Genomic DNA, 25939 nt, shown 5'->3' with positions numbered 1-25939 from the left:
GTTATATGCAACGTCAGGATGTCTATGTCGTCCCCCATTCACACTGGGATGCCGAGTGGTATTTCACCTGTGAGGATTCCCATATTCTGCTGGTCGAAAACCTCGACGCGCTGATCGCGCTGCTGGAAAAAGACGACGCCTTTCCCGCCTACACCTTTGATGGCCTCGCCTGTGTACTGGAGGAGTATCTGCGGGTCAGACCGGAAAATCGACAGCGGCTGGCGGCGCTTATCGCCGGGCGTCGATTGTTTGTTGGCCCCTGGTACACCCAGTGCGATTCGCTGCTGATCCGCACTGAATCGCTCATCCGCAACCTGCAGTGCGGAATGGCTGTCGCCGAAGCGTTCGGCCACAGCATGAACATTGGCTATCTGCCGGATATTTTCGGCCAGCACGCCTGGCTGCCCTCCCTCTTTACGCAGCTAGGGATTGATTATGCGGTGCTGCAACGCGGCGTCTATACCGACGAGCTGGACGGGGACCTGAACCTCTGGTGGCAGTCGCCAGACGGCGCAAAAATTGCCACCAACTATCTTTATTACGGCTACGGTCCCGGCAAATTTTTGTCTGACGATGAAGCGTATTTACAGCACCGGCTGTTGCCGATCCTGACCGCGCTTAAAAATATGAATCGCAGTACCCGTAACCTGTTACTGCCTGCGGGCGGCGATCAGGTGCTGGCGAATCCACGCTTTCCGCAGATCGTGGCGGCGCTGAATCAAAAAGCGCTGCCTTGGCGCTTTATCCTCGCCGATTACGAACGCTACATGCGGGAGACCTGGTCTGAGGCGTCGTTTCACCACACGCTGAAAGGCGAGCTTTATGCCTGTCAAAAATCCCGTATTCACCGCACCTGCCACTCCACCCGCTACGACATCAAGCGGCAAAACTGGCAAACGGAACATCTGCTGATCGATAAGCTTGAGCCGCTGGCCGCGCTGGCCTCGGTAATGGGGATCCACTGGCCTTCGCCGGTGCTAGCGTCCCTGTGGAAAACCCTTTTTATGGCCCAGGCGCATAACGGCGTCGAAGCCACCAACGCCGATCCGGTTAATCAGAACATCAAAAACCGACTGATCAGCGTCGAGCGATCGGCGCTGAGTCTGATTAATCTGCTGAAGAAAAAAATCAGTTACCGCATCGCCCAGCCTGATGCGCTGGTGGTGTTTAACGGCGATCCGCATCCGGGAACGCGAGCTGTTGAAGCCGTCGTGTTCACCCGACGCCGCGGATTTGCGCTGTACCATCAACAGCAAAAGGTGCCCTGCACGATCCTTCGTCAGGAAAAGCTTCGCGGCGGGCAGCGGATCGTGGTCACCGCCGAGGGGGAGAAGCGGGAGGATCTCGAGGATTATTACCGCAGTGAGATCCTGTTTAACGCGGATCTATCCGGGCTGGGCTGGCAGACTTACCGGGTTGAGGAAGGCCCGGCCAGCCCACGGCTTATGCCCGCTTCCTGCACGACCGTTGAAAACGCGTTCTTTCGCGTGACGCTGCACGATGGCGCGCTGACGTTTGAAAACCGCCAGACGGGAGTCCGCATCAGCGATCCTTTTACCTTTGTGGACTGTGGCGACGACGGGGATGCGTTCGACTTCGCCCCGCTGGCGGACGATGTGGAACTCCGCACGGCGCACTTTACCCTGATTCGCTGCGAAGTGAGCGATCGGGTGAGCATCATGACCCTGGAGACGCCGCTGCGGCTTCCCGCCGACATGCTCAGCCGTCAGGCCGGGCGGCGCGACCGCTTGCTGACGATTGAAACCACCCTCACACTGCGCCAGGACGAGCCGCTGCTGCGGGTTCAGCATCGGTTAACCAACAAAGCGAAGGACCACCGGCTGCGCGTTCATCTTGCCACGCCGGTGCATCGACCCAGCCAATCGTATGCCGATCAGGGCTTTTCCGTCATCGCGCGTGAGACGCAAAGCCCCTGGCTGAAAGGCTGGCGTGAAAAGGGTTTTGTAGAAAAACCAATGCCTATCTACACCCTGGAAAATGGGGTTTACCTGCGTGATGAATCACATTCCTTCTGCGCGCTCACCCAGGGTATCAAAGAGTACGAGGTGCTTCCGGCGTCGGATACGCTGGCGTTGACGCTTTTTCGCAGCGTCGGGTTATTGGGCAAAGACGACACGCCGTGGCGCCCGGGTCGCGCCTCTGGCATCAACAACTGCGTGGTGGAAACACCCGACGCCCAGATGCTTCAGCCTATGCTGTTTGAGTATGCGCTCGCGCTGGATACCCTGGCAGATGAGCAGGCGCTGTTCTCCGCCATTCAGGGTTATCGTCCTTCCTGGATGACGTATCAGGTGCAGGATCTCAATACCTTTGAGGAGCGTCTGGAACGCTTTGCCATTCCGCTGCCTGAGCAGGAGATGCCCGCCGCCTGCTCGCTGGTGAGCCTGGACAATCCGCGCGTGTTCATGAGCCTGTGTAAACCTGGCGTGCGCAACGACGAGCTCATCGTGCGCCTTTTTAACCCCGGCACGCAGCCTGAGGCGTTTAGCCTGACCACCCTGCGCCCCTGCCTTATTCAGTATCTCGATTTAAAAGAGGCGGTAACGAAACCCGTCACCGCACCGCTGCTTATTCCTGCGGGTCATTATCAGACCTTTTCGCTGCTTTTCTCCTGACGGCCTTCCCCGTCCACGACGGGGATTTTCTTTGTGCGTTCTCTCACAGAAACCTGCCGCCTGCGTGCAGGTTTATTCATTCTGCCGGGTTAATCCCGTTAACCACCGTTTCTGAATAAGGTTAATCGATTAATCTAAAGACATCTAACGGGAGAGAACTGATGACGACTTACGATAAATGGCCCGAAATCCCGGTGGCGGGATATGACAATTGCGCCTGGGAAGGCTGGGAAGGCCTTGCCGCCACGCTGAATGAAACGCACCGCGGGCGCCAGCGCACGGTTCTGGCCCTGGATTGCTATCCGGGTGTGCGCCTGCGTGAACTGGAAGAACAGCTATTTCCTCTGCTTGATCCGGCGCTGATCCTAAACGCCGAAGAGGCGCGGCGTGACGAAGCGGCCCTGCACACCCTCCTGGCGCGCAACCTGACCGACGATCGGGTGTTTGGCGTGCTCTCCTGCCACCAGCTTGGCGAGTTTATCGATGCAGACGTCCTGGAACGCCTGAAAGCGCAGGTGGAAGCCTGTCGGGAAGGGTTGATTGTGATCTACGGGCCCGGTGCGGCGCTGGTGCACCCGGGCGACGTGCTGGTCTATGCCGATCTTCCGCGCTGGGAGATCCAGCAACGCATGCGCAGCGGAGAGCTGGATAACTGGGGAGCCAAAAACCAGAGTGAGGATATGCTTCGCCGCTACAAGCGTGCCTTTTTCATTGAATGGCGGGTGTTCGACCGACATAAAACCCCGCTGCTCAAACGGGCCGATTTTATCCTTGATACCACCGACTCCCGGCGTCCGGCCATGGTTTCTGGCGATGCGCTGCGTGCGGGCCTGAAGCAGGCCACCGAACGACCCTTCCGCGTGGTGCCCTTTTTCGACCCCGGCGTCTGGGGCGGACAATGGATGAAACAGAAATTCGATCTCGATCCCTCAGCACCTAACTACGCATGGTGTTTTGATTGCGTGCCCGAGGAAAACAGCCTGCTACTGCGTTTTGGTGCCGTGCGGATCGAGATCCCCTCTCAGGATCTGGTATTACTGCAGCCCCGAGCTCTGCTGGGGGAAAAAGTCCACGCCCGATTTGGGGCTGAATTCCCGATTCGTTTTGATTTTCTCGACACCATGGGCGGGCAGAACCTGAGTTTCCAGGTACATCCCGTCACCGAGTATATCCAGCAGCAGTTCGGCATGCACTACACCCAGGATGAGAGCTATTACATCCTGGAAGCCGAGCCGGGGGCAATGGTCTATCTGGGCACCAAAACGGGTATCCATCCCGACGAAATGCTGGCGGATCTTCGCAAGGCCGGTCGCGGTGAAAAAGCCTTTGATGACCACCGTTTTGTGAATGCCCTTCCGGCGAAAAAACATGACCATTTCCTGATCCCTGCCGGTACCGTTCACTGCTCCGGGAAAGGCACCATGGTGCTGGAGATCAGCGCGACGCCCTATATCTTCACCTTCAAGTTGTGGGACTGGGGACGCCTGGGTATGGACGGACAGCCGCGCCCGGTTCATCTGGACCATGGTGAGCAGGTGATTGACTGGCAACGGGATACCCAATGGGTCAATCAGCACCTGGTGAATCAGATTGAACGCGTCGCCGAGGGACACGGCTGGCGGGAAGAGCGGACAGGTCTCCACGAGCGTGAATTTATTGAAACGCGCCGCCACTGGTTTAGCGAACCGGTTACCCATCACACCCACGGCGGCGTGAACGTGTTCAATTTGATTGAAGGGGATGAGGCGATCGTTGAGAGTCCGGACGGCGCATTTCCACCGTTTGTTGTGCACTATGCCGAGACGTTTATCGTTCCGGCAAGCGTCGGGGAGTACCGAATCCGCCCGTCGGCTCACTCTCCCGATACGCCTTTAGCCACCATCAAAGCCTGGGTAAGGAGCTAACGATGATTCACGTTATTGTCGCCACGCACGGCCCGCTCGCCGCCGCGCTGCTGGAGAGCGGAAAAATGGTGTATGGCGACCTGCCCTACGTCCACGCCGTCTGCCTGAACGACAGCACGGGCATTGAGGGGTTTCGTCGCGATTTTGCCGCCACGCTGAGTGAGGCCAGTGCCAGCGCCGATGGCGTTCTGGTGTTGTGCGATATGCAAAGCGGCACGCCGTGGAATGTCGCCTGCGAGCAGGCGTTTAACCCCCTCACCTTTCCGCCCGTCGCTGTTATCGCCGGGGTGAACCTGCCCATGGTGTTACAGGCGGATGAGATCATGCATGACGCGCAAGTGCGGACCGCTGCCGCCCGACTGATTGCATTAACACAACCGACACTGGTGCAGGCATTACCGGTGCAATCCGCCCAGACAGACGATTTTTAGGAGCCTGACATGAGCATTTCTTTTGTACGCATCGATGACCGCGTTATCCATGGGCAGCTCGTTACACGCTGGGCCAAAGAGCTGCCCTGCGATGGGATCGTCGCCATTGACGATGCCGTCGCGGCCGATCCGCTGCTTTCGTCGGTGATGAAGGGAGCGGTATCCGATACCAAAGTGTGGTTGTTCGATACCGCCACGGCCATTGCAAAACTGCCCAAAATCATCGCCAGCGAAAAACGTTACTTCGTCATTGGCAAGTCGCCGCTCACTCTGCAGCGCATCGAGCAGGCGGGCATCAGCCTGCAAAACAGCAATGGCAAAATTAACGTAGGCCCGATGAGCGCTCGCGCTAATACCACCACGATTGGCCCAAACCAGTCGGTGACCGTCGACGAAGCGGCCGCGTTTGAGTGGCTTTCACAGCAGGGCCATACGATTGAATTCCGCCTGGTGCCCGATGCCGGTTTTTATCGCTGGCAGGATGCCCGGCAAAAGCTGAAATAAGGAGCAGACCATGATTATTGAAGCTGCATTAATTGGCCTGCTCTGCTATCTGGGGGCGCTAAGCAGCCCGTGGCTGCTCGGGCTGACCGGCGGCTGGTATCTGATCAGCCGCCCGCTGGTCTCCGGCATGCTGGTTGGGTTGATTCTGGGCGATCTCAAAACAGGGATCATGATTGGCGTCGCGGTACAGGCGGTTTACATCGCCATGGTCACACCCGGCGGCTCGATGCCTGCCGATCTTAACTTTGTCGCCTATCCGGCGATAGCGCTGGGCATTCTCTCCGGCAAAGGGCCTGAGGTTGCCGTCGCGCTGGCCGCCACGATTGGTATCGCCGGCACGCTGCTGTTCAACGCCATGATGGTGCTGAACTCCTTCTGGAATCACCGTGCCGACGTGGCGCTGGAGCAGGACGACGAACGCGGGCTCTATCTGAACAGCGCCATCTGGCCGCAGGCAATGAACTTTGTCTTACGCTTCGTCCCGACCTTTATCGCCGTCTACTTTGGCGCGCAGTACATCAGCGGCTTTATGGACAGCCTGCCCAGGGTCGTGCTGTCGACCATGAACGTGCTGGGCGGGATCCTTCCGGCGGTGGGGATTGCCATCCTGCTCAAGCAGATCATCAAAAGCTACACCATGCTGATTTACTTTCTTGTCGGCTTCATCTGCATCGTTTTCCTGAAGCTGAACATGGTTGCCCTGGTGATCGTCGGCGCTCTGCTGGCGCTAATTCACTACACCTATAAACCGGAAGCGCCGCAAACCGTGGCCGCGAAGCCGGTCGACGACGATGAGGACGAGTTCTGATGGAAGCGCGTAAACTGACCCGCAACGATCTGCGCCGCTGCTGGCGCGCCTGGATGATGCATAACCTGTCGTCGATGAGCTTCGAGCGACTTCAGTCGTTTGGCTTTTGCCTGAGCATGCTGCCCGTTGCCAAAAAACTCTACCCCGATGCCACCCAGCGCAAAGAGATGCTGCGCCGCCACGCGTCGTTCTATAACACCGAGCCACAAATCGGGGCGATTGTGAACGGCATGGCGCTGGGACTGGAGGAGAAAAAAGCCAACGGAGAGCCCATCGACGGCGAAACCATTAACACCCTGAAGGTGGGGCTGATGGGACCGATCGCCGGGATCGGCGACTCCATGATCCCCGGTATGCTGATCCCCATTTTACTCAGTATCGGCATGGCGCTGGCGGCGGGTGGCAGTTTAATTGGCCCGCTGTTTTACACCGTTGCCTGGCTGGCGATTATCATTCCGGGATCGTGGTTTTTGTTCCTGAAGGGCTATCAGATGGGATCGGGTTCCGTGGAGATGCTGGTGAGCAGCAAATCGACACGGTTACGAGAAGCGTTGTCCCTTCTGGGCGTGTTTGTGATGGGCGGCGTGGCGGCAAGCTACGTGAAGCTCGGGACCGGTCTGGAATTTATCACCAAAGAGGGCGTGAACATTCATGTCCAGCAGATGCTAGACGGCATTTTCCCCCAGCTCTTACCGCTGTTAGTGGTGCTCGGGACCTGGTATCTGATGGCAAAACGCGGCGTCTCGCCGGTGAAAGCGATGGTGCTGTTGCTGGTGCTCGCCGCGCTTGGCGTGGCATCTGGTTTATTTGCCGGGTAACCTGCCCGGGGCCGCGGCCCCGGAAGGTTAAGGATGGAAGTTAAGCCATAACGCCGCCACTCTGTCCGGCCGCGATATAAATTGCAGCCGGTCAGGGTCCTCAATAAATTGCTGGTAGGCGGGTGCATCCGTAATGCCAAACTCACTGTAGCGGCGCGGGGTGATAACCTGTAATCGCCCCGGCTGATAGTGATTGTTATGCTGCCAGACAATATGCTTCCCCTGCACCAGCGGATACCAGGCCAGCCCTTTACGCGCGCGCACCGCGTCATACTCAAAACCATATTCCCGATCGCACCAGGCACCAAACGTGAGCGGTTCGTCAGGCGATGCGGAGATGGTCGCGTGACCCCATCCAGGCGGGACCAACACTTTCTCCCCCGGGCCGGCAAGCACCGCAAAGCAGCGCCCCGGATCGTCATCGACGAACTCCTGCATATAGACGATCGCGTTGCCCTGCCAGATTTCATAGAGTTCCGGTGGCGACCAGCCGCTGTGCTGGCTGATGCGATGCACGTGCCCCTGGCTACGTACCGGCTCATTGCCGAGCGTTCCGGCGGCATAGGTCACCACTCCGAACAACAGCATGCGTTTTTCCAGCTCCGGGCGATCGGGCATTCTCGCCACGTCCATGGCAATCGCGTAAACCTGCTCCGGTCCTTCGCAATTGGGATCGCGCAGCGAGGCACGAATCTGATCCAGCGTGCGGATCTCCGGCATCGGCCCTGTCACCTCGCCGCCGTAACAAAAACCCAGCGGTCGGTGAGTAATAGTCATATCCAGTCCATAATCAGGCATGGCACACCTCATATCCGTTTTCTGACGCGAATACCCGAACCGCAAAACCGCCCGCCAGCGCGGCATAATCGTGCCCCGCAACGGTTGGCCAGACCGCCAGCGCACAGAGCGGCACGTCACCCGTATTGATAAGCCGGTGCGCCGTATGGCCGGGAATAATATGCACGGAACCGGCACATACCGACTCCAGCCTCGCCTCACCCTGCGCGTTTTGCAGCAGCAACAGGCCGTTGCCGCTCAGCCCAAAATAGACCTCCCCCTGCTCACGACGCTGGTGAAAATGGCCCCGCGTAAGGTAAAACTCGCCGCCAGACGTTCCCGCCCGCAGACGCGTTACGCCAACGAAGAGCGCGCCTTCCGGAGTAGGCGTATCAAGCATCTCAACGGTATAAATCACCTGCTGAGGATCGTGCCGCTGCCACGCGTCGGCATCGGCAAAGACCCCGCACAAGTCACGCATACGTGTGGTTTTGGCGATAACGGGTTCACCGGTAAGCCTGCCGGTCGCCCATGCCACCTGTGGCGGCATAATGATGTCAGCATTCATGTTCGTCTCCAGCCCGAGGAGAACAACAGGAAAAGCCTATCAGATTAAACGATTAACCTAAGAGGGAGATGCGAAGGATTGTCGGGTTAATCACAGGTAACCAAAAAAAATGCCAGGCACTTGCGTGTCTGGCATTTTATGAAGAGGAGACGGTTATTGCACTTCGCGGGCGTCGATACGCAGCTCTTTCGGGACTTCAAAGACGATGTTCTCTTCGCGGCCTTCCAGTGGAACGGCTTCGCCGCCGCCCAGTTCCTGGAGGCGAGCAATGACGTTTTGCACCAGAATATCAGGCGCAGAAGCGCCAGCCGTAACGCCGACACAGGAGGCATTTTTCACCCACGATTCCTGAATGTCACCCGCATCATCAATCAGGAACGCCGTTTTCCCCATCCGCTGCGCCAGTTCGGCCAGGCGATTGGAGTTAGAGGAGTTTCTGGAGCCCACCACCAGCACCACATCTGCCTGTTCAGCCAGCGCACGTACCGCTTCCTGACGGTTAGTGGTGGCGTAGCAGATGTCGTCCTTACGCGGGCCGACGATTTTAGGGAAGCGCTGGCGCAGGGCGTCAATAACGTCAGACGTGTCATCCACGGAGAGCGTGGTCTGCGTCATGAACGACAGTTTTGCCTCGTTTTTCACGTTGAGCGTAAGCACATCTTCCGGCGATTCGACCAGGTACATGCCCCCTTTAGGGTTACTGTACTGACCCATGGTGCCTTCCACTTCCGGATGGCCCGCGTGGCCAATCAAAATGGACTCTTCACCCCGACGGCTGGCGCGAGCGACCTCCATATGGACCTTGGTCACTAACGGGCAGGTCGCATCGAAAACGGTCAGATCGCGGCTTTTGGCTTCGTTACGTACCGCCTGAGACACGCCGTGCGCCGAGAAGATCAGGATCGCACCGTCCGGCACTTCATCAATCTGCTCAATAAAAATCGCGCCGCGCTCGCGCAGACTTTCCACCACATAGCGGTTATGCACCACTTCATGGCGGACGTAAATTGGCGCGCCGTAAAGCTCCAGCGCGTTTTCAACAATGCTGATAGCGCGGTCTACTCCGGCACAAAAACCGCGCGGGTTAGCCAACAGGATCTGCATTTACATCCTCCAGCGCCGGATCGATCTCCAGCACTTCAACATCAAAATGGACGGTACGCCCGGCAAGGGGATGGTTGAAGTCAACGGTGATGGAATCGCCGTTGACTTCGCGGATCACGCCAGGCATTTCGCTGCCATCCATTGCGGTAAAGAGCATAATTGCGCCGATCTCCGGCTCGCCCGCATCCATAAATTCACGACGCGAGAAGTACTGCACCAGATCCGGGCTTGGCACGCCAAACGCCGCATCAGGCTCCAGCGAGAACGCTTTTTTCTCACCCTCTTTCAGGCCAAGCAGTTGTTGCTCGAGACCTTCGGACAGCGAGGTGTCGCCCAGGCGAAACAGTGCAGGTTTGCCATTATTGCGCGTGGATTCAGCCGTTGAACCATCGTCCAGCTTCAGCGTGAAGTGAACCAGAACCGCACTATTACTCTGTATGGATTTCGACATGCCTATTGCTCGCTTGTTTTGCCCGGTGACGCCGCGCGTGCAGCGCCGCCGGTCAGGGATAATTACGCCTGCTCTTTCGCCGCCGGTTTCGGCAGGAAGCCTTCCAGCACGATTAACGCGGCACCCACACAGATTGCGCTGTCGGCCAGGTTAAAGGTGGCGAAATGCCAGTCGCCGACGTAGAAGTCGATCATATCGACCACAAAGCCGTGCCACAGACGATCGAACAGATTGCCCAGCGCACCGCCAATGATCAGCGCGTAAGCGATGTTATTCAGCTTCTGCGTCGCTTTCGAGCGATACATCAGCACCGTTAGCACCACGCAGATACCCAGTGCGATACCGGCAAAGAACCAACGCTGCCAGCCGCCGCTGTCGGCGAGGAAGCTAAACGCGGCGCCATAGTTGCGCGCATAATGCAGATTAAGCGACGGGAACAGCGAAACCGTCTCCCCCAGAGCAAAGTTCTGGAGGATCAGGAATTTACTGCCCAAATCGATAATCAGCACGACCACCACCAGCCACAGCCAGCGCAGTCCTGTTGAACTGAACGATTTAGTCATCAGGCAAACTTACGTTTTTCGCCATCACCGGCGATGTTACTGACACAGCGTCCACAGATATCTGCATGTTCCGCCACCTGACCGATATCGGTGGTGTAATGCCAGCAGCGCGGGCATTTCTCACCGTCGGCTTTGCTCAACGCCACCTTCAGCCCTTTGAGCAGTTCGCTCTGCTGAGCGTCAGCGGAGGCCTGTGCATAATCGGCAACCTGAGCACCCGAGGTCAACAGGACAAATCGTAATTCATCGCCCAGCGCCGTCAGTTTTGCCGCCAGTTCGGGTTCTGCGTACAGCGTCACTGCCGCTTCCAGCGAACCACCGACTTTCTTGTCAGCACGCGCCTGCTCGATAACTTTGTTCACTTCCCCACGCACTTTCAGCAGGTCATCCCAGAAGGTATCGTTCATGGCTTCGGTATCCGCAAGACCAAACAGACCTTCGTACCATTCACCCGTAAAGACATACTGCTCGCGTTCACCTGGCAGGTAACCCCAGATTTCATCGGCGGTGAAGGACATGATCGGAGCCATCCAGCGAACCAGCGCTTCTGCAATGTGGTACAGCGCGGTCTGGCAGCTACGACGCGCCACGCTGTCCGCTTTCGCGGTGTACTGACGGTCTTTGATGATGTCGAGGTAGAACGAGCCCATCTCGATGGAGCAGAAGCGCATCAGGCGCTGCACCACTTCGTGGAAGTCGTAAGATTCATACGCTTTCAGGATATCGTCCTGTGCCGCTTGCGCGCAGCCTACCGCCCAGCGATCCAGCACCACCATCTCTTCCGGTTTCACCATATCGTTTACCGGATCGAACCCGTTCAGGTTCGCCAGCAGGAAGCGCGCGGTATTACGGATACGACGATAGCTGTCGGCAGCGCGTTTCAGGATCTCGTCAGACACCGCCATTTCGCCGGTGTAGTCGGTAGACGCGACCCACAGACGCAGAATATCCGCGCCCAGTTTGTTCATCACATCCTGCGGAGAAACGGTGTTGCCGATTGATTTGGACATCTTACGGCCCTGACCATCCACGGTGAAACCGTGGGTCAGCACCTGGCGGTACGGTGCTTTACCTTTCATGGCGGTCGAGATCATCAGAGATGACATAAACCAGCCGCGGTGTTGGTCTGAACCTTCCAGATACATATCAGCCGCGTGGCCCGCGAATTCCGGACGCACGTCTACAACGGAGGAGTGCGTTGAACCGGAGTCGAACCACACGTCCAGGGTATCCGGCACTTTCTCGTAACTGTCCGCGTCCGCGCCCAGGATGTCGCGGGAATCGAGATCCCACCATGCCTGGATGCCGTCGACTTCAACGCGCTTCGCCACTTCTTCCATCAGCTCCAGCGTGTTCGGGTGCAGTTCCTGCGTCTCTTTATGCACAAACAGAGACATCGGCACGCCCCAGGTACGCTGACGGGAGATACACCAGTCAGGACGATTCGCCACCATGGATTCGATACGCGCCTGGCCCCAGTCCGGGATCCACTGCACGCCTTTGATCTCTTTCAGAGACTGCGCGCGCAGGCCTTTCTGATCCATGCTGATGAACCACTGCGGGGTGGCACGGAAGATGATCGGCGTTTTGTGACGCCAGCAGCACGGATAGCTGTGCTGCATTTTTTCTACGTGCAGCAGCGCGCCGCGGGTGCGCAGAATGTCGACAATGATGTCGTTGGCCTTGAAGACGTTGATCCCGTCCAGCGCCGGGTAGGTGCCAGGCAGATAAGCGCCGTCAGGACCAACCGGGTTAGCGATTTCCAGACCGTATTTCAGGCTGATGTTGTAGTCGTCAGGGCCGTGGCCACCGGCGGTATGAACCGCACCGGTACCGGCTTCCAGAGTCACGTGATCGCCCAGAATCGCCGGCACATCGAAATCAAGGAACGGATGTTTGAAGCGCATCAGCTCAAGCTCAGCGCCGTTCACGGTGCCCAGCACGGTGAAGTTATCAATGTGGGCACGTTTCAGGACGCTTTCCACCAGATCTTTTGCCAGGATCACCGCCTGACCGTCAATCTGCACCAGCGCGTATTCAAAATCAGCCGAGAGCGAGATCGCGCGGTTAGCAGGCAGCGTCCACGGAGTCGTGGTCCAGATAACCAGCGAGACTGGGCCGTTTACCGACGACACGCCAAATTTAGCTTTCACCGCATCCTGATCGACGGCATGAAACGCCACGTCGATAGACGGAGAGGTTTTGTCGTAATACTCCACTTCCGCTTCTGCCAGCGCAGAACGGCAGTCAACGCACCAGTGCACCGGCTTCGCGCCTTTGTGCAGGTGGCCGTTGCCAATGATTTTGCCCAGAGCGCGGATGATGTTCGCTTCTGTTTTGAAATCCATGGTCAGGTAAGGACGAGACCAGTCGCCCAGCACGCCCAGGCGGATAAAATCTTTACGCTGGCCGTCAACCTGCGCGGCTGCGTATTCACGGCATTTGGCGCGGAATTCAGCCGCGGTGAATTTTTCACCCGGCTTACCGTATTCCTGCTCTACCTTCAGCTCGATCGGCAGACCGTGACAGTCCCAACCCGGTACATACGGCGAGTCGAAGCCCGCGAGTCCTTTGGACTTCACGATAATGTCTTTCAGAATCTTGTTTACAGAGTGACCAATATGAATGCTGCCATTCGCATATGGAGGGCCATCATGCAGAATGAAGGTTTTTTTGCCTTTTTTAGCTGCACGAATGATGCCGTACAGGTCATCATCGGTCCAACGCGCCAGCATTCCCGGTTCACGCTTGGCGAGATCGCCGCGCATCGGGAACCCTGTTTCCGGCAAATTCAGGGTCGATTTATAGTCACTCATCAGATTCTCGGTTCCGTATTTAAAACTCGTTCAGGCGTTAAGCCGGGTTCGATAGCCCAAAAAAATCGCGGGCCGTTAACTCATCGCGGGCGATTTGCGCTTTCAGCTCATCAAGCGAAGCAAATCGCTGCTCATTGCGTATCTTTTTACGCAGGATTACATCTATATGGCGACCATAGAGGTCCATTACAACGTCCAGCAGATGCACTTCGAGTTGCTGACGTACGCCTGCCACTGTTGGACGGGTGCCGATGTTAGCCACCCCCGGTAAAGGTTTATCACCCAGCCCGGTTACTTCTACCGCATAAACCCCTTTCACCGGGGACACCTGACGACGTAGCGGTACGTTCGCCGTCGGGAAACCTATTGTGCGACCTAATGCGTCGCCATGAACCACGCGGCCGGAAATGGAGAACGGATGCCCTAGCAGGGTCTCCGCCACGTCCAGTCGATCGTCGGCCAGCGCCTGGCGTACCGCCGTGCTGCTGACCCGAACGCCGCCTTCGCAGAAGGTCAGGGTGCTGGTGACATCAAAACCGTATTCCAGCCCTGCTTTCTGTAATAACAAGAAATCGCCCTGACGACCAGCACCAAAGCGGAAATCATCGCCTACGGCCAGAAACTGTACCCCGAGGCGTTTCACCAGCAGATCGCCGACAAAGTTTTGTGCGGTCAAGGCGGCAAAACGGCGGTCAAAGCGCACGCATAGCACGTAGTCCACACCGCTCTGTGCCAGATAGCGCAGCTTATCGCGCAGACGCGTCAAGCGCGCTGGCGCTTTGTCACCCGCAAACAACTCCAGCGGCTGCGGCTCGAAGATCATGACCACCACGGGTAACCCGCGGGCCTGGCCCTCTTTACGCAGTCCCTGCAACAGCGCCTGATGCCCACGATGCACGCCGTCGAAATTACCAATGGTCAGTACGCACCCGTGCGGGGCGTGACTGAGATTATGTATGCCGCGTATCAGCTTCATGACAGGCTCAAAACAGTGAAAATCGCACGAGTATACCTTGTACAGCGGTTAAGGTTAACCGGCGATTGTTCCCTCAAATCAGAAAGCCGTATGATTTCATAATGGTTGCCGCTTCAGGTAAAAAAAACTGCCCGCCTGATGCGATTTTTATCGCCTAAAGGCTGTATTCAGGGCGCACAAGCTGGTAGAATCCTGCGCCATCACTACGTAACGTAGCGTCGCCTTATTAACGGCGCTTATTTGCACAAATCCATTGACAAAAGAAGGTATAGAGGGCATATTCCTCGGCCTTTGAATTGTCCACATAGATCATATTTGGGAGTTGGACTTGGCTAATATCAAATCAGCTAAGAAACGTGCAGTACAGTCTGAAAAGGCTCGTAAGCACAACGCAAGCCGTCGCTCTATGATGCGTACCTTCATCAAGAAAGTATACGCAGCAATCGAAGCTGGCGACAAAGCTGCAGCGCAGAACGCATTTAACGAAATGCAACCAATCGTGGATCGTCAGGCTGCTAAAGGTCTGATCCATAAGAACAAAGCAGCGCGTCATAAAGCAAACCTGACTGCGCAGATCAACAAACTGGCTTAATCGCTACTTGTTGTTGCTTGTTTAAAGAACCCGCTTAACGCGGGTTTTTTTATGGCCTTAACGTGTCGCAGGCGGCGTGAATAAAGCCGAGTAATCGCGTTGACAGATACGCTGCACCGCCGGATGCTGAATCATTCGTTCAGCAAATATAGCGTGATACTCCTCCATCACATTATCCACCCGTCCAATCTCCGTTATCTTGTCGTCCGTATAGAGATCGAGCGCGTAGAGCGTTGGCGCAACGAAGATCGCGTTGTGAGCTTCGCCAAAGGCCTTCATCAGGGCTGCATCGTCAAACTCACCCAGAATTTCCACCTTCAGCCCCTGCGAGTTAAACCAGTTCAGCAATTTGCGTCCGAGCATGGAACGACGACCCGGGACCAGTAAACGACGCTCTTCGAGACAGGCCGGGAACGGTTTTTTCGGTGGCGGATTGATACACCAGAAACTGACGCCGCACTCGCCAATCTTCACCGAGAACAGCCCTTCCTGCTGCGTGGAATCGATCGGGCAGTCCGAAATAATCATATCCAGCTTGTGCTGGCTGAGCTGCTCCAGAAGCATCTCGTGCGTGGATTCAAAGCAGCGCAGGTGAATCTGTTCATCTTCTACCACGGCCGCGTCCAGCACGCCGCTGACCAACCGTTTGGACAGTGCATCCGCCACGCCCACATCAAAGAGCAGGTTCGATTCCTTGCGATAGTTAACGATATCCAGCATTTCCTGGCTGAGCGTGAACATTTTATCCGCGTAGCGAAAGACCAGTTCCCCCAATTCGGTTGGCTCGATCCCTCTTCCTTTGCGCTTAAAAAGCTTGCCCTGAAGTCGCTCTTCAAGCGCCTTTATCTGCCCGGTGATGGTTTGCGGCGTCAGAAAAAGCGCCTCCGCCGCACCGACAACAGAGCCTTCTTTGTAAACATGCCAGAAATAGTACAGATGGTTGTAATTGATATAAGACATGCCTTCTCTCCCTGAGCGTGATGTCGGGAGAGAGTCTCAGCTCTCTCCCCTGTTTCGATTAAGCGGGCTGCGCCTCACCGGATAACTTTACCCTGAGTAAGGTATAGCCAACAAACGCCGCAAGCAGCGAGCCGGTCAGGATACCGAGTTTCGCCCAGACGATAAGCTCAGGATCCACTGAAGCGAACGCCAGCGTCGAGATGAAAATCGACATGGTGAAGCCAATACCGCACAGTATACCCACGGCCATAATCTGGCGGAAAGTGGTGCCGTGCGGCAACGAAGCCAGTTTGAGCTTAACGGCCAGCCAGCAGAACAGGCTGATCCCCAGCGGCTTACCGATAAACAGGCCAGCGATAATACCCAGGGGCAACATGCCGGTCAGCCCTTCGAGGGTCACGCCTTTTAGCGACACGCCTGCGTTGGCAAATGCAAACAGCGGCAAAATCATAAACGCGACCCACGGGTGCAAGATATGTTCTAACTGTTTAGCCGGTGATTTACCGTTCTGCTCTTTCAGCGGGATCAGGAAGCCAATAATCACGCCCGCCAGCGTCGCGTGAACGCCCGATTTCAGCACCGCGGTCCACAACACCACCCCCACCAGAATGTAAATCCCAATGCGGCGCACGTTAAGCAGATTCAGCAGCGCCAGAACCGCAATAGCACAAGCGGCAACGGTGAGTGACAGGATCGACAGGTCGCTGGTATAGAAAAGCGCAATGATAACGATCGCGCCGAGGTCATCGATAATTGCCAGCGCCATCAGGAAAATCTTCAGAGCCGTGGGGACCCGGCTTCCGAGCAGCGCCAGCACGCCCAGCGCAAAGGCAATATCTGTTGCCGCGGGAATGGCCCAGCCCTGTCGCGCAATCGGGTCCTGATAGTTAAAAGCCAGATAAAGCAGTGCGGGAACCACCATACCGCCGATGGCCGCAATAACCGGGAAAGCGGCGCGCTGGCGGCTGGCAAGCGAGCCAAGCACCAGTTCACGTTTCACTTCCAGACCTACCAGCAGGAAAAAGACCGCCATCAGGGCGTCGTTAATCCACAGCAGCATGTTTTTATTAATTTCGAGCGCGCCCACGCGCAGCTCAACCGGCGTTTCCAGAAACGCATGATAAATTCCCTGGGTTGATCCCAGGTTCGCCAGCACCATAGCCAGTGCTGCGGCCACGATCAGCACGATACCGCCCGAGGCTTCGTTGCTGAAGAAACGTTGTAGTAATTTCACTTAAATCATCCTTATTTACGACAATACCTCGTAAAAACCATCATAACAGGACAAATAACTCGGCAAAAACAGTTTAATATTGAGTCTAAGCTCAGTTTTACCGAGCATTTTTGCGAAAAAAAACCCGGAATTGCTTCCGGGCTTTTGGGATGATTATAGCTAAAGGCTTAGCGGGTCAGGTCATCGAAGAATTTTTTGACGCCGTCGAAGAAGCTTTTAGAGCGTGGGCTATTTTTCTCACCCGTCGGGCCACCGAAGCTTTCCTGCAGCTCTTTCAGGAGCTGTTTCTGCTTATCGTTAAGGCTAACTGGCGTTTCCACGACCACGCGGCAAAGCAGGTCTCCCTGCGCGCCACCCCGGACGGATTTCACGCCTTTGCCACGCATACGGAACAATTTACCGGTCTGCGTTTCACCTGGCACTTTCAGATTCACACGCCCATCAAGCGTTGGCACTTCAATTTCGCCACCGAGCGCGGCCATAGCAAAGTTGATCGGCACTTCACAGTAAAGGTTATTGCCTTCACGCTCGAAAATAGCGTGCTGCTTAACCTGAACCTGAACGTACAGATCGCCTGCTGGTGCGCCCTGCTCACCGGCCTCACCTTCACCCGTCAGACGAATGCGGTCACCGGTATCGACGCCTGCCGGAATTTTCACGGACAGGGTTTTCGTTTTCTCAACGCGACCATGACCGTGGCAGCTGTTGCAAGGATCTTTAATCAGCGTGCCGCGACCATGACAGTGAGGACACGCCTGCTGCACGGCAAAGAATCCCTGACGGATCTGCACCTGGCCAGAACCGTGACAGGTTGGACAGGTCTGTGGCTTGGTTCCCGCTTTCGCGCCGCTGCCGTGGCAGACGTCACACTCTTCGAGCGTAGGAATACGGATCTCTTTGGTCACGCCGCGTACGGCTTCTTCCAGCGTCAGATCCATGTTGTAGCGCAGATCCGCGCCGCGCGACGCGCGCTGACGTCCACGCCCACCACCGAAGATGTCGCCAAAAACGTCGCCAAAGATATCGCCAAAATCAGCGCCGCCGCCACCAAAGCCGCCGCCGCCGTAACCACCGCCACCCATACCGCCCTGTTCAAATGCGGCATGGCCGTATTGATCGTAGGCAGCACGTTTTTGCGCGTCGGTCAGAATTTCATACGCTTCTTTGATTTCTTTAAATTTGGCTTCGGCCTCTTTGTCACCCTGATTACGGTCCGGGTGAAATTTCATGGCCAGGCGCTTGTACGCCTTTTTGATTTCGCGCTCTTCCGCTGTTTTGGAAACGCCCAAAATCTCGTAATAATCTTGCTTTGCCATTGGTTTTTTCAGCCCCTAACATGCGTGCACGGGCGGAGAGGAAACCTCTTCGCCCGTGCCAGTAATTACCCGTTCAAAGGGCGATTATTTTTTGTCTTTAACTTCTTCGAACTCAGCATCGACAACGTCGTCGTCTTTCGCGTTGTTCTGAGAAGCATCAGCGCCTGCACCTGCCTGCTGCTGTGCATGCTGCTGCTGAGCGATTTCCATCAGCTTCTGAGAAGCCTGTGCCAGCTCCTGCATCTTCGCTTCGATGTCCGCTTTGTCTTCTCCTTTCAGAGAAGTTTCCAGCGCGCTCAGTGCAGTCTCGATAGCGGCTTTGTCGTCCGCTGGCAGCTGCTCGCCCACTTCTTCAACCTGCTTGCGGGTGCTGTGCAGCAGATGGTCACCCTGGTTACGGGTCTGAACCAGCTCTTCGAACTTACGGTCAGATTCGGCATTCGCTTCTGCGTCACGGACCATTTTTTCGATCTCTTCTTCGTTCAGACCAGAAGAAGCCTTGATGGTGATCTTCTGCTCTTTACCGCTGTTTTTGTCTTTTGCAGACACATGCAGAATACCGTCAGCATCGATGTCGAAGGTGACTTCAATCTGAGGCATGCCGCGCGGAGCCGGGCTGATACCGTCGAGGTTAAACTGGCCCAGATCTTTGTTATCCGCAGCACGTTTACGCTCACCCTGCAGCACATGGATGGTTACCGCAGACTGGTTGTCTTCAGCGGTAGAGAACACCTGGCTGTGCTTGGTCGGGATGGTGGTGTTTTTGCTGATAAGCGGCGTCATAACGCCACCCATGGTTTCGATACCCAGAGACAGCGGGGTAACGTCCAGCAGCAATACGTCTTTCACTTCACCGGTCAACACACCACCCTGAACAGCGGCGCCGATAGCAACAGCTTCGTCCGGGTTAACGTCTTTACGTGGCTCTTTACCAAAGAATTCAGCCACTTTCTTCTGAACCATTGGCATACGCGTCTGACCACCGACCAGGATAACGTCCTGGATGTCAGAGACGGACAGGCCAGCATCCTGCAGTGCGACTTTCAGCGGCTCGATGGAACGGTTCACCAGGTCTTCAACCAGGCTTTCCAGTTTCGCACGGGTCACTTTGATGTTCATGTGTTTAGGACCAGACGCATCTGCAGTGATGTACGGCAGGTTCACGTCGGTCTGCTGAGCGGAAGACAGTTCAATCTTCGCTTTTTCAGCGGCTTCTTTCAGGCGCTGCATGGCCAGCGGATCGTTACGCAGGTCAATGCCCTGATCTTTCTTAAACTCGTCAACGAGGTAGTTGATCATACGGCTATCGAAGTCTTCACCACCCAGGTGGGTATCACCGTTGGTCGCCAGAACTTCGAAGGTTTTCTCGCCGTCAACTTCGTCGATTTCGATAATAGAGATATCGAAAGTACCGCCACCGAGGTCGTAAACCGCGATAGTACGGTTGCCCACTTCTTTATCCAGACCGTAGGCCAGCGCCGCTGCGGTTGGTTCGTTGATGATACGTTTGACTTCCAGACCGGCAATACGGCCAGCATCTTTGGTTGCCTGACGCTGCGCATCGTTGAAATAAGCCGGTACGGTGATAACCGCTTCAGTTACTGGTTCGCCCAGATAATCTTCAGCCGTTTTCTTCATTTTTTTCAGCACTTCAGCAGAGATCTGCGGAGGCGCCATTTTCTGACCTTTCACGTCGATCCACGCATCACCGTTATCAGCACCGATGATTTTGTACGGCATGATGGCTTCATCACGCTGGACTTCTTCGTCCTGGAAGCGGCGACCAATCAGGCGTTTAATCGCGAACAGGGTGTTCTGCGGGTTTGTCACTGCCTGACGTTTAGCCGGCTGACCAACCAGAGTTTCACCATCCTGGGTATACGCAATGATAGAAGGCGTGGTGCGATCGCCCTCGGCGTTCTCCAGCACGCGTGCCGTTGTGCCGTCCATAATCGCTACACAAGAGTTGGTAGTACCCAGGTCGATACCAATAATTTTACCCATCTAAACGTCTCCACTAAAAATTCAGTCAACATGTGGTTGTGTACCTGTAATAAGGGCAGAAGGTGCTTTTTCAACTGTCCAGATTGGCTTTTTTTCAGGTCCACACACTGCGGTTGACTACTAAATGGGGTCGCAACGGCATCCATCAAGGGGCAATGATAAAAAATATTTTAATTTCACCCTGATGAGATCATAGACGCGACGATCGGGGCCCATTATGATGCCGCGCCCCGTCAGGGAGAATTGACGCGGGTTTAACCATTTCACCATATTAATGATGATTTTTTGAGGACTTATGGGCAACACTAAGTTGGCTAATCCGGCTCCGCTGGGCCTGATGGGTTTTGGCATGACCACCATTCTGCTGAACCTGCACAACATCGGGATGTTCCCGATGGATGGCATTATCCTGGCGATGGGCATTTTTTACGGCGGTATCGCACAAATCTTTGCGGGTCTGCTGGAATATAAAAAAGGCAACACCTTCGGTTTAACGGCATTTACCTCTTACGGTTCATTCTGGCTGACCCTGGTTGCGATTCTGCTGATGCCTAAAATGGGCCTGGCAGACGCGGCTAACGCTCACTTCCTGGGCGTATACCTTGGTCTGTGGGGTGTCTTCACGCTGTTTATGTTCTTCGGCACCCTTAAAGCTAACCGCGCGCTGCAGTTCGTCTTCCTGAGCCTGACCGTGCTGTTCGCCCTGCTGGCGATTGGCCATCTGGTGGATAACGAGGGTATTGTTCACGTTGCCGGCTGGATTGGTCTGGTGTGTGGCGCAAGCGCTATCTACCTGGCAATGGGTGAAGTGCTGAACGAGCAGTTTGGTCGCACTATTCTGCCGATCGGTGAGCAACACTAAGCCAGTTCTTAACGTGCCTGCGCTCGCAGGCACGTCTCTCCCCCGCTCCGATTTGAATACTTTTCCACCAGACCTCAAACAATCCATCAATAGAACCGTCATAACCTTATTAATGAATTGATAAGCATTATCATTTTAAATATGGTCACCGGATCGCTCCCGGATATCGGACATCATGCAGTGCTCTCCACAGGAAGGGTGGGAGGTAACAGGATCTGTTGTGTCGCATAAGGTTATCCAATGAATACCAGCCTTGTCGCCAGGGTAAAGCCTGACGAATCCACCCTTATTTCCCGTTACCGTCGGGTCATCTGGCGTCGTTACGCACTCGCAGGCGTCATTTTGCTTTTCATCCTTTGCTCCCTGCTTCTCGACTTTACCCTCGGTCCCTCCGGCATCTCCCTTCCCACGCTCTGGCACACGTTAATCCATCCGGCGGCTGCGGAGGCGGGTACGCGCGTCATCGTCTGGGATATTCGTTTGCCGTTTGCGCTCATGGCTATCGCCGTGGGCATAGCGCTGGGGCTGGCAGGAGCAGAAATGCAGACCATCCTGAATAATCCCCTCGCCAGTCCGTTTACCCTGGGCGTGTCATCTGCCGCCTCCTTTGGCGCAGCGCTGGCGATTGTGCTTGGATTAGGCCTTCCTGGCATCGACGATAAGTGGGTCATTCCCGCCAATGCGTTTGTCTTCGCGCTGCTGGCCTGCTTTATTCTCGACGGTATAAGCCGCTGGACCCGAGTAGCCACCTCGGGGGTGGTGCTGTTTGGTATCGCACTGGTCTTTACCTTCAACGCACTGATCTCGATCCTGCAATTTGTCGCCAGCGAAGATACGTTGCAGGGGCTGGTCTTCTGGACGATGGGCAGCCTCGCACGCGCCTCGTGGGATAAGCTGGCAATACTGGCCGTCGCGCTGGTCATTATCGTGCCGCTGTCGCTGAAAAATGCCTGGAAACTCACCGCGCTGCGTCTGGGTGAAGATCGTGCGGTCAGTTTTGGCATCAACGTGAAGAAGCTGCGTATGGCCACGCTGCTCCGAATCAGCATTATTTCATCCCTGACGGTGGCCTTTGTGGGTCCGGTAGGCTTTATCGGCCTGGTCGCCCCACACATCTCGCGCATGATGTTCGGCGAAGATCACCGTTTTTATCTGCCCGGCAGCATGCTCATCGGCGCGCTGGTGCTCTCTCTGGCATCGGTGATGTCAAAAAACATCGTGTCTGGCGTCATCATTCCCGTCGGCATTGTGACCTCGCTGGTCGGCGTGCCGTTCTTCCTCAGCATCATAATTCGTAATCGGGGGAACGTATGAGCGACGGACTGCGCATTCATGACCTGCAAACGGGTTATCGCAAGAAGAAGATCATACAGGGCCTCAGCACGCCGCTGCTTCCTCGCGGGCAAATTACCGCCCTGCTGGGGCCAAATGGTTCAGGTAAATCGACCCTCCTGCGCGCCCTTGCAGACCTGAACCCTGCACAGGGGGAGTTGATGCTCAATGGCGACGATCTTATGACGATGCCGTCCGTGAAGCGGGCACAAAAGGTGGTCTATTTACCGCAATCCCTGCCGCAGGGGGTGCATCTGCATGCGCTTGAATCGGTGATTGTTGCCCGCCGCGCCAGCGGCAGTGAACAGCATCAGAACGTAGAACATGAAGCCTATGCCATTCTCGAAAAACTGGGGGTCGCCCATTTGGCAATGAGCTTCCTCGATCAGCTTTCCGGTGGGCAAAAACAGCTGATTGGCCTTGCGCAGTCGTTGATTCGCGAACCGGATCTGCTGTTGCTGGACGAGCCGTTAAGCGCTCTCGATCTTAACTATCAGTTCCACGTGATGGATATCGTCGCCCGTGAAACCCGGTTGCGCAATATCGTCACCGTGGTGGTGATCCACGACATCAATATTGCCCTGCGCCACGCGCACTACGCGATGATGCTGAAAGAGGGCGAATTGATTGCCAGTGGGTTACCGGAAGAGGTGGTGAACGCCGCCAGCCTGGCAACGGTATACGGCGTGGATGGCCGCGTTGAATACTGCTCTCGCGGACTGCCGCATGTGGTGGTCGATGGATTAACGCTGTAAAAATAATGAGAAAGATATGACGCTAAAAACACGCATCGCGGCCGGTCTGGCCTTCTTACTTTTGCCCCTGCTGGCCCAGGCCGGAGACTGGCCAGTCACGGTTAAAGATTTGGATAACCGTACCGTCACCATTGAGCACAAACCGCAACGCATTATTTTGCAGGACGGACGGGATATCTTCGCGCTCGCCCTGCTGGCCCGCGATAATCCTTTTGCCAACGTGGTAGCGTGGAACAATCTGCCAAAGAAACAGGATTCCGAGACCTGGAACGTCCTGAAACGTAAATGGCCAGACGCGGAAAAGATCCTCGACATGAAGTTTTCCGACCAGGGAAATGTCGACCTGGAAACGGTGATCTCCCGCCAGCCCGATCTGATGATCGCCCAGCTTCGCGCCAAACCGTCGCTCGTACAGACCGGCGTGCTGGCGAAGCTTGAGGCACTGCATATTCCGGTGGTGTTTGTTGATTATGAACTGCATCCGGTCGAAAACACCCTGCCAAGCATCGCCCTGTTAGGCAAGGTGATGGGGCAGACTGACCGCGCGCAGGCCTACATCGATTTCTATCAGCAGCGTCTGGATATGATCCACCAGCGTCTGGCCAACCTCAGCAAAAAACCGCTGGTGTTTATTGAACCCATTGCCGGTGTGGGCGGGCTGGATAACGGCTGCTGCTTTACCCATGCGCGTAACGGTTGGGGTGGTCTCGTGGAAGCGGCGGGCGGTATTAACATAGGTTCGCAGCTGTTACCTGGCGCGACCGGCACTATCTCAGTCGAAAAAATTATCTCGATGAACCCGGATTACTACCTGATGACAGGCTCGAAAAGGCCGGGTAAAGGCACGGCGGTGATCCCATTTGGGTATAACGTGGATCCAAAAGAGGTGCAGATGGCGTTTAATGCACTGCTTTCCCGCCAGGGGGTGAGCAGCATTCCTGCCGTGGTCAAAGGACACACCGGGGCGGTGTATCATCACTTCTACAACAACCCCTATAACATCATTGCCATCGAAATCCTGAGTAAAACATTTTACCCCGCGCAGTTTGCGGACGTGGATCCGCTGGCGGATTTCCACGCCCTGATTAAACAGTTCACCCGGATCCCGGATGACACAATTATCCTGAGCGTCAGCTCTCGTTAACAGGCGTTTGCGCCATCCATTGATGGCGCTCTCTGTGTAACCAGACTCCGATTCCCATCCCCATAAGCGCCAGCGCCAGCACGTACCATGCGGGTGCCATCGGTGAGACCCCCATCAGTAACGTCACGGCAATCGGGGTTAATCCGCCGAAAATGGCGTAGGAAACATTGTAGGAAAACGAGATCCCGGTGAAGCGAACCTCCGCCGGAAACGCGCGCACCATAACATACGGCACGGCACCCACCACGCCAACGCACAGCCCCACCATGCCATACAACAAAAACAGCTGTTCAGGGTGGCTTCCCACCAGGTGATAAAACGTCCAGCTCGATCCCGCCAGTAACAGGCTACCGACAATAAACGTCCGGCTTGAACCAAAACGATCCACGGCCAGGCCCGCTATCAGGCAGCCCACACAGAGCATTATGGTTGCAATACTGTTGGCCTGCAGCGTCAGCGCCGGGGCAAATCCAAACTGCTTTTGCAGCCAGACGGGTGACATCAAAATCACCACAACAATGCCCGCAGAGAGCAGCCAGGTCAGCAACATCGAGACCACGACGGCTTTTTTGTGATGGACCACCACCGCCTTTACCGGCAGTTCCTGCGCCAGCGCTTTGCGTTGCTGCATCTCAAGGAAGATCGGTGTTTCCTGCAGCCAGCGGCGTAAATACATCGCCACCAGACCAAAGGCCCCGCCCAGCAGGAAAGGAATTCGCCAGCCCCAGGCGTGCACCGCTTCTGGGGTCATGCTGGTATTCACCAGGGTCGCGACCACCGAACCGAGCAGGATCCCCACCGTCAACCCCGCGGTGAGCGTTCCGCAGGCAATGCCAATACGACGCACCGGCACATGCTCAGCGACAAATACCCACGCACCCGGTACTTCTCCGCCGATGGCGGCGCCTTGCAGAATACGCATCAGCAGCAGTAACACCGGCGCCAGAATCCCCATTGATGCATAGGTTGGCAGCAGGCCAATCGCCAGGGTCGGTACCGCCATCAGCAGGATACTCAGGGTGAACATCTTTTTGCGTCCGACCAGGTCGCCAAAGTGCGCCATGATGATCCCACCCAGCGGACGTGCAAGATAGCCGGCGGCAAAGATGCCGAAGGTTTGCACCTGACGCAGCCATTCCGGAATATCCGTCGGGAAGAAAAGCGCACCCACAACGGAGGCGAAGAAGACAAAGATGATGAAGTCGTAAAACTCCAGCGCACCGCCCAGGGCGGCAAGTGTGAGGGTTTTGTAATCCTGACGGTTCAACGGCCGCGTGTAGTGTGACATAGGGAACCCTTTCGATAGCGTAGAGATAATTTTACAGTAATCGTAAAGAAAAAATTACTATACCGTAAATGTCTCGCCACGCTATCGCGGCTGTAG

Annotated in this window: 23 protein-coding genes and 1 pseudogene; 11 read left to right on the top strand and 13 right to left on the bottom strand. The window is 56.0% G+C overall.

The features are described 5' to 3' along the window. Positions 1–5: 5 nt before the first annotated feature. The 6 genes from LZP96_RS07920 (at position 6) to LZP96_RS07895 (ending at position 7101) form a co-directional block, all read left to right on the top strand. Entirely contained in the window at positions 6–2636 is a 2631-nt protein-coding gene (locus tag LZP96_RS07920; protein ID WP_258925819.1) for a glycoside hydrolase family 38 N-terminal domain-containing protein, read from the top strand. A gap of 161 nt (positions 2637–2797) precedes the next feature. Further along, positions 2798–4540 carry a class I mannose-6-phosphate isomerase gene (locus LZP96_RS07915; RefSeq protein ID WP_198324751.1) on the top strand — a complete coding sequence of 581 codons (1743 nt, stop codon included), beginning with the start codon at positions 2798–2800 and terminating at the stop codon, positions 4538–4540. 2 nt (positions 4541–4542) lie between these two features. After that, positions 4543–4971 (top strand): PTS sugar transporter subunit IIA, encoded by a 429-nt coding sequence (locus LZP96_RS07910; RefSeq protein ID WP_064324781.1) that lies wholly within the window; start codon positions 4543–4545, stop codon positions 4969–4971. Positions 4972–4980: 9 nt separating this feature from the next. Next, complete coding sequence (locus LZP96_RS07905; RefSeq protein WP_064324780.1) at positions 4981–5475, top strand: PTS sugar transporter subunit IIB; 495 nt, start codon at positions 4981–4983, stop codon at positions 5473–5475. Between the two features lie 10 nt (positions 5476–5485). Then, a complete protein-coding gene (locus LZP96_RS07900) occupies positions 5486–6283 on the top strand; it encodes a PTS mannose/fructose/sorbose/N-acetylgalactosamine transporter subunit IIC (RefSeq protein ID WP_064324779.1) in 798 nt (265 codons plus the stop codon). Then, entirely contained in the window at positions 6283–7101 is an 819-nt protein-coding gene (locus LZP96_RS07895; RefSeq protein ID WP_064324778.1) for a PTS system mannose/fructose/sorbose family transporter subunit IID, read from the top strand. Before LZP96_RS07900 ends, LZP96_RS07895 begins: the two co-directional genes overlap by 1 nt. Positions 7102–7128: 27 nt before the next feature. Here the strand turns inward: LZP96_RS07895 and LZP96_RS07890 are convergent, their stop codons facing one another. The 8 genes and pseudogenes from LZP96_RS07890 to LZP96_RS07855 all read right to left on the bottom strand — a co-directional run bounded on the left by LZP96_RS07890 (position 7129) and on the right by LZP96_RS07855 (position 14534). Beyond that, the gene (locus LZP96_RS07890; protein WP_064324777.1) at positions 7129–7899 is read right to left on the bottom strand and encodes a glucose-6-phosphate isomerase family protein; all 771 of its coding nucleotides are present in this window, start codon (positions 7897–7899) and stop codon (positions 7129–7131) included. Beyond that, complete coding sequence (locus LZP96_RS07885) at positions 7892–8446, bottom strand: glucose-6-phosphate isomerase family protein (protein WP_064324776.1); 555 nt, start codon at positions 8444–8446, stop codon at positions 7892–7894. The genes LZP96_RS07890 and LZP96_RS07885 overlap by 8 nt, the downstream gene beginning before the upstream one ends. Before the next feature lie 153 nt (positions 8447–8599). Then, positions 8600–9550 (bottom strand): 4-hydroxy-3-methylbut-2-enyl diphosphate reductase, encoded by a 951-nt coding sequence (gene ispH / locus LZP96_RS07880; protein ID WP_064324775.1) that lies wholly within the window; start codon positions 9548–9550, stop codon positions 8600–8602. Beyond that, positions 9531–10001, bottom strand: a complete 471-nt coding sequence (gene fkpB / locus LZP96_RS07875; RefSeq protein ID WP_064324774.1) for an FKBP-type peptidyl-prolyl cis-trans isomerase — start codon at positions 9999–10001, stop codon at positions 9531–9533. The genes ispH and fkpB overlap by 20 nt, the downstream gene beginning before the upstream one ends. A gap of 62 nt (positions 10002–10063) precedes the next feature. Then, entirely contained in the window at positions 10064–10564 is a 501-nt protein-coding gene (gene lspA, locus LZP96_RS07870; RefSeq protein ID WP_064324773.1) for a signal peptidase II, read from the bottom strand. Beyond that, on the bottom strand, positions 10564–13380 hold the full coding sequence (gene ileS, locus LZP96_RS07865; protein ID WP_064324772.1) for an isoleucine--tRNA ligase: 2817 nt from the start codon (positions 13378–13380) through the stop codon (positions 10564–10566). The genes lspA and ileS overlap by 1 nt, the downstream gene beginning before the upstream one ends. 37 nt (positions 13381–13417) lie before the next feature. Further along, positions 13418–14356 (bottom strand): bifunctional riboflavin kinase/FAD synthetase, encoded by a 939-nt coding sequence (gene ribF, locus LZP96_RS07860; protein ID WP_064324771.1) that lies wholly within the window; start codon positions 14354–14356, stop codon positions 13418–13420. A gap of 7 nt (positions 14357–14363) precedes the next feature. Further along, a pseudogene (locus LZP96_RS07855) lies at positions 14364–14534 on the bottom strand (DUF2575 domain-containing protein). Between the two features lie 150 nt (positions 14535–14684). Here LZP96_RS07855 and rpsT point away from each other — a divergent pair. Then, positions 14685–14948, top strand: a complete 264-nt coding sequence (gene rpsT, locus LZP96_RS07850) for a 30S ribosomal protein S20 (protein ID WP_003856458.1) — start codon at positions 14685–14687, stop codon at positions 14946–14948. A gap of 57 nt (positions 14949–15005) precedes the next feature. Here the strand turns inward: rpsT and nhaR are convergent, their stop codons facing one another. The 4 genes from nhaR to dnaK all read right to left on the bottom strand — a co-directional run bounded on the left by nhaR (position 15006) and on the right by dnaK (position 20462). Then, complete coding sequence (nhaR, locus tag LZP96_RS07845; RefSeq protein WP_064324770.1) at positions 15006–15908, bottom strand: transcriptional activator NhaR; 903 nt, start codon at positions 15906–15908, stop codon at positions 15006–15008. 58 nt (positions 15909–15966) lie between these two features. Further along, complete coding sequence (nhaA, locus tag LZP96_RS07840) at positions 15967–17142, bottom strand: Na+/H+ antiporter NhaA (protein ID WP_064324769.1); 1176 nt, start codon at positions 17140–17142, stop codon at positions 15967–15969. Positions 17143–17309: 167 nt separating this feature from the next. Next, positions 17310–18458 carry a molecular chaperone DnaJ gene (gene dnaJ / locus LZP96_RS07835; RefSeq protein ID WP_064324768.1) on the bottom strand — a complete coding sequence of 383 codons (1149 nt, stop codon included), beginning with the start codon at positions 18456–18458 and terminating at the stop codon, positions 17310–17312. An 84-nt stretch (positions 18459–18542) separates the two neighbouring features. Then, positions 18543–20462, bottom strand: coding sequence for a molecular chaperone DnaK (gene dnaK, locus LZP96_RS07830; RefSeq protein ID WP_064324767.1), 1920 nt, complete (start codon positions 20460–20462; stop codon positions 18543–18545). 295 nt (positions 20463–20757) lie between these two features. Between dnaK and satP the strand changes: the two genes are divergently transcribed. The 4 genes from satP to LZP96_RS07810 all read left to right on the top strand — a co-directional run bounded on the left by satP (position 20758) and on the right by LZP96_RS07810 (position 24555). Continuing rightward, a complete protein-coding gene (satP, locus tag LZP96_RS07825; RefSeq protein ID WP_064324765.1) occupies positions 20758–21324 on the top strand; it encodes an acetate uptake transporter in 567 nt (188 codons plus the stop codon). A 240-nt stretch (positions 21325–21564) separates the two neighbouring features. Continuing rightward, complete coding sequence (locus LZP96_RS07820; RefSeq protein ID WP_064324764.1) at positions 21565–22638, top strand: FecCD family ABC transporter permease; 1074 nt, start codon at positions 21565–21567, stop codon at positions 22636–22638. After that, positions 22635–23411 (top strand): ABC transporter ATP-binding protein, encoded by a 777-nt coding sequence (locus LZP96_RS07815; protein WP_064324763.1) that lies wholly within the window; start codon positions 22635–22637, stop codon positions 23409–23411. The genes LZP96_RS07820 and LZP96_RS07815 overlap by 4 nt, the downstream gene beginning before the upstream one ends. 16 nt (positions 23412–23427) lie before the next feature. Beyond that, positions 23428–24555 carry an ABC transporter substrate-binding protein gene (locus tag LZP96_RS07810; protein WP_064324762.1) on the top strand — a complete coding sequence of 376 codons (1128 nt, stop codon included), beginning with the start codon at positions 23428–23430 and terminating at the stop codon, positions 24553–24555. Here the strand turns inward: LZP96_RS07810 and LZP96_RS07805 are convergent. Next, positions 24542–25843: an MFS transporter gene (locus tag LZP96_RS07805; RefSeq protein ID WP_064324761.1), complete on the bottom strand. Its 1302-nt coding sequence runs from the start codon at positions 25841–25843 to the stop codon at positions 24542–24544. The genes LZP96_RS07810 and LZP96_RS07805 overlap by 14 nt on opposite strands. Between the last annotated feature and the right edge of the window lie 96 nt (positions 25844–25939).

Origin of the sequence: Huaxiibacter chinensis (assembly GCF_022171985.1) — a bacterium.
Taxonomy (GTDB): Bacteria; Pseudomonadota; Gammaproteobacteria; order Enterobacterales; family Enterobacteriaceae; genus Enterobacter; species Enterobacter chinensis_A.
This window is presented reverse-complemented; position numbering and strand designations above follow the sequence as displayed.

Bases quoted from the DNA above. Each gene is read 5' to 3' on its own strand.
- lspA (WP_064324773.1), bottom strand. From the start codon at position 10,564: ATGACTAAATCGTTCAGTTCAACAGGACTGCGCTGGCTGTGGCTGGTG.
- nhaR (WP_064324770.1), bottom strand. From the start codon at position 15,908: ATGTCTTATATCAATTACAACCATCTGTACTATTTCTGGCATGTTTAC.
- ileS (WP_064324772.1), bottom strand. From the start codon at position 13,380: ATGAGTGACTATAAATCGACCCTGAATTTGCCGGAAACAGGGTTCCCG.
- LZP96_RS07885 (WP_064324776.1), bottom strand. From the start codon at position 8,446: ATGAATGCTGACATCATTATGCCGCCACAGGTGGCATGGGCGACCGGC.
- dnaK (WP_064324767.1), bottom strand. From the start codon at position 20,462: ATGGGTAAAATTATTGGTATCGACCTGGGTACTACCAACTCTTGTGTA.
- LZP96_RS07810 (WP_064324762.1), top strand. From the start codon at position 23,428: ATGACGCTAAAAACACGCATCGCGGCCGGTCTGGCCTTCTTACTTTTG.
- ribF (WP_064324771.1), bottom strand. From the start codon at position 14,356: ATGAAGCTGATACGCGGCATACATAATCTCAGTCACGCCCCGCACGGG.
- LZP96_RS07820 (WP_064324764.1), top strand. From the start codon at position 21,565: ATGAATACCAGCCTTGTCGCCAGGGTAAAGCCTGACGAATCCACCCTT.
- LZP96_RS07895 (WP_064324778.1), top strand. From the start codon at position 6,283: ATGGAAGCGCGTAAACTGACCCGCAACGATCTGCGCCGCTGCTGGCGC.
- LZP96_RS07900 (WP_064324779.1), top strand. From the start codon at position 5,486: ATGATTATTGAAGCTGCATTAATTGGCCTGCTCTGCTATCTGGGGGCG.
- LZP96_RS07805 (WP_064324761.1), bottom strand. From the start codon at position 25,843: ATGTCACACTACACGCGGCCGTTGAACCGTCAGGATTACAAAACCCTC.
- dnaJ (WP_064324768.1), bottom strand. From the start codon at position 18,458: ATGGCAAAGCAAGATTATTACGAGATTTTGGGCGTTTCCAAAACAGCG.
- fkpB (WP_064324774.1), bottom strand. From the start codon at position 10,001: ATGTCGAAATCCATACAGAGTAATAGTGCGGTTCTGGTTCACTTCACG.
- LZP96_RS07915 (WP_198324751.1), top strand. From the start codon at position 2,798: ATGACGACTTACGATAAATGGCCCGAAATCCCGGTGGCGGGATATGAC.
- LZP96_RS07890 (WP_064324777.1), bottom strand. From the start codon at position 7,899: ATGCCTGATTATGGACTGGATATGACTATTACTCACCGACCGCTGGGT.
- LZP96_RS07910 (WP_064324781.1), top strand. From the start codon at position 4,543: ATGATTCACGTTATTGTCGCCACGCACGGCCCGCTCGCCGCCGCGCTG.
- LZP96_RS07905 (WP_064324780.1), top strand. From the start codon at position 4,981: ATGAGCATTTCTTTTGTACGCATCGATGACCGCGTTATCCATGGGCAG.
- LZP96_RS07815 (WP_064324763.1), top strand. From the start codon at position 22,635: ATGAGCGACGGACTGCGCATTCATGACCTGCAAACGGGTTATCGCAAG.
- LZP96_RS07920 (WP_258925819.1), top strand. From the start codon at position 6: ATGCAACGTCAGGATGTCTATGTCGTCCCCCATTCACACTGGGATGCC.
- ispH (WP_064324775.1), bottom strand. From the start codon at position 9,550: ATGCAGATCCTGTTGGCTAACCCGCGCGGTTTTTGTGCCGGAGTAGAC.
- satP (WP_064324765.1), top strand. From the start codon at position 20,758: ATGGGCAACACTAAGTTGGCTAATCCGGCTCCGCTGGGCCTGATGGGT.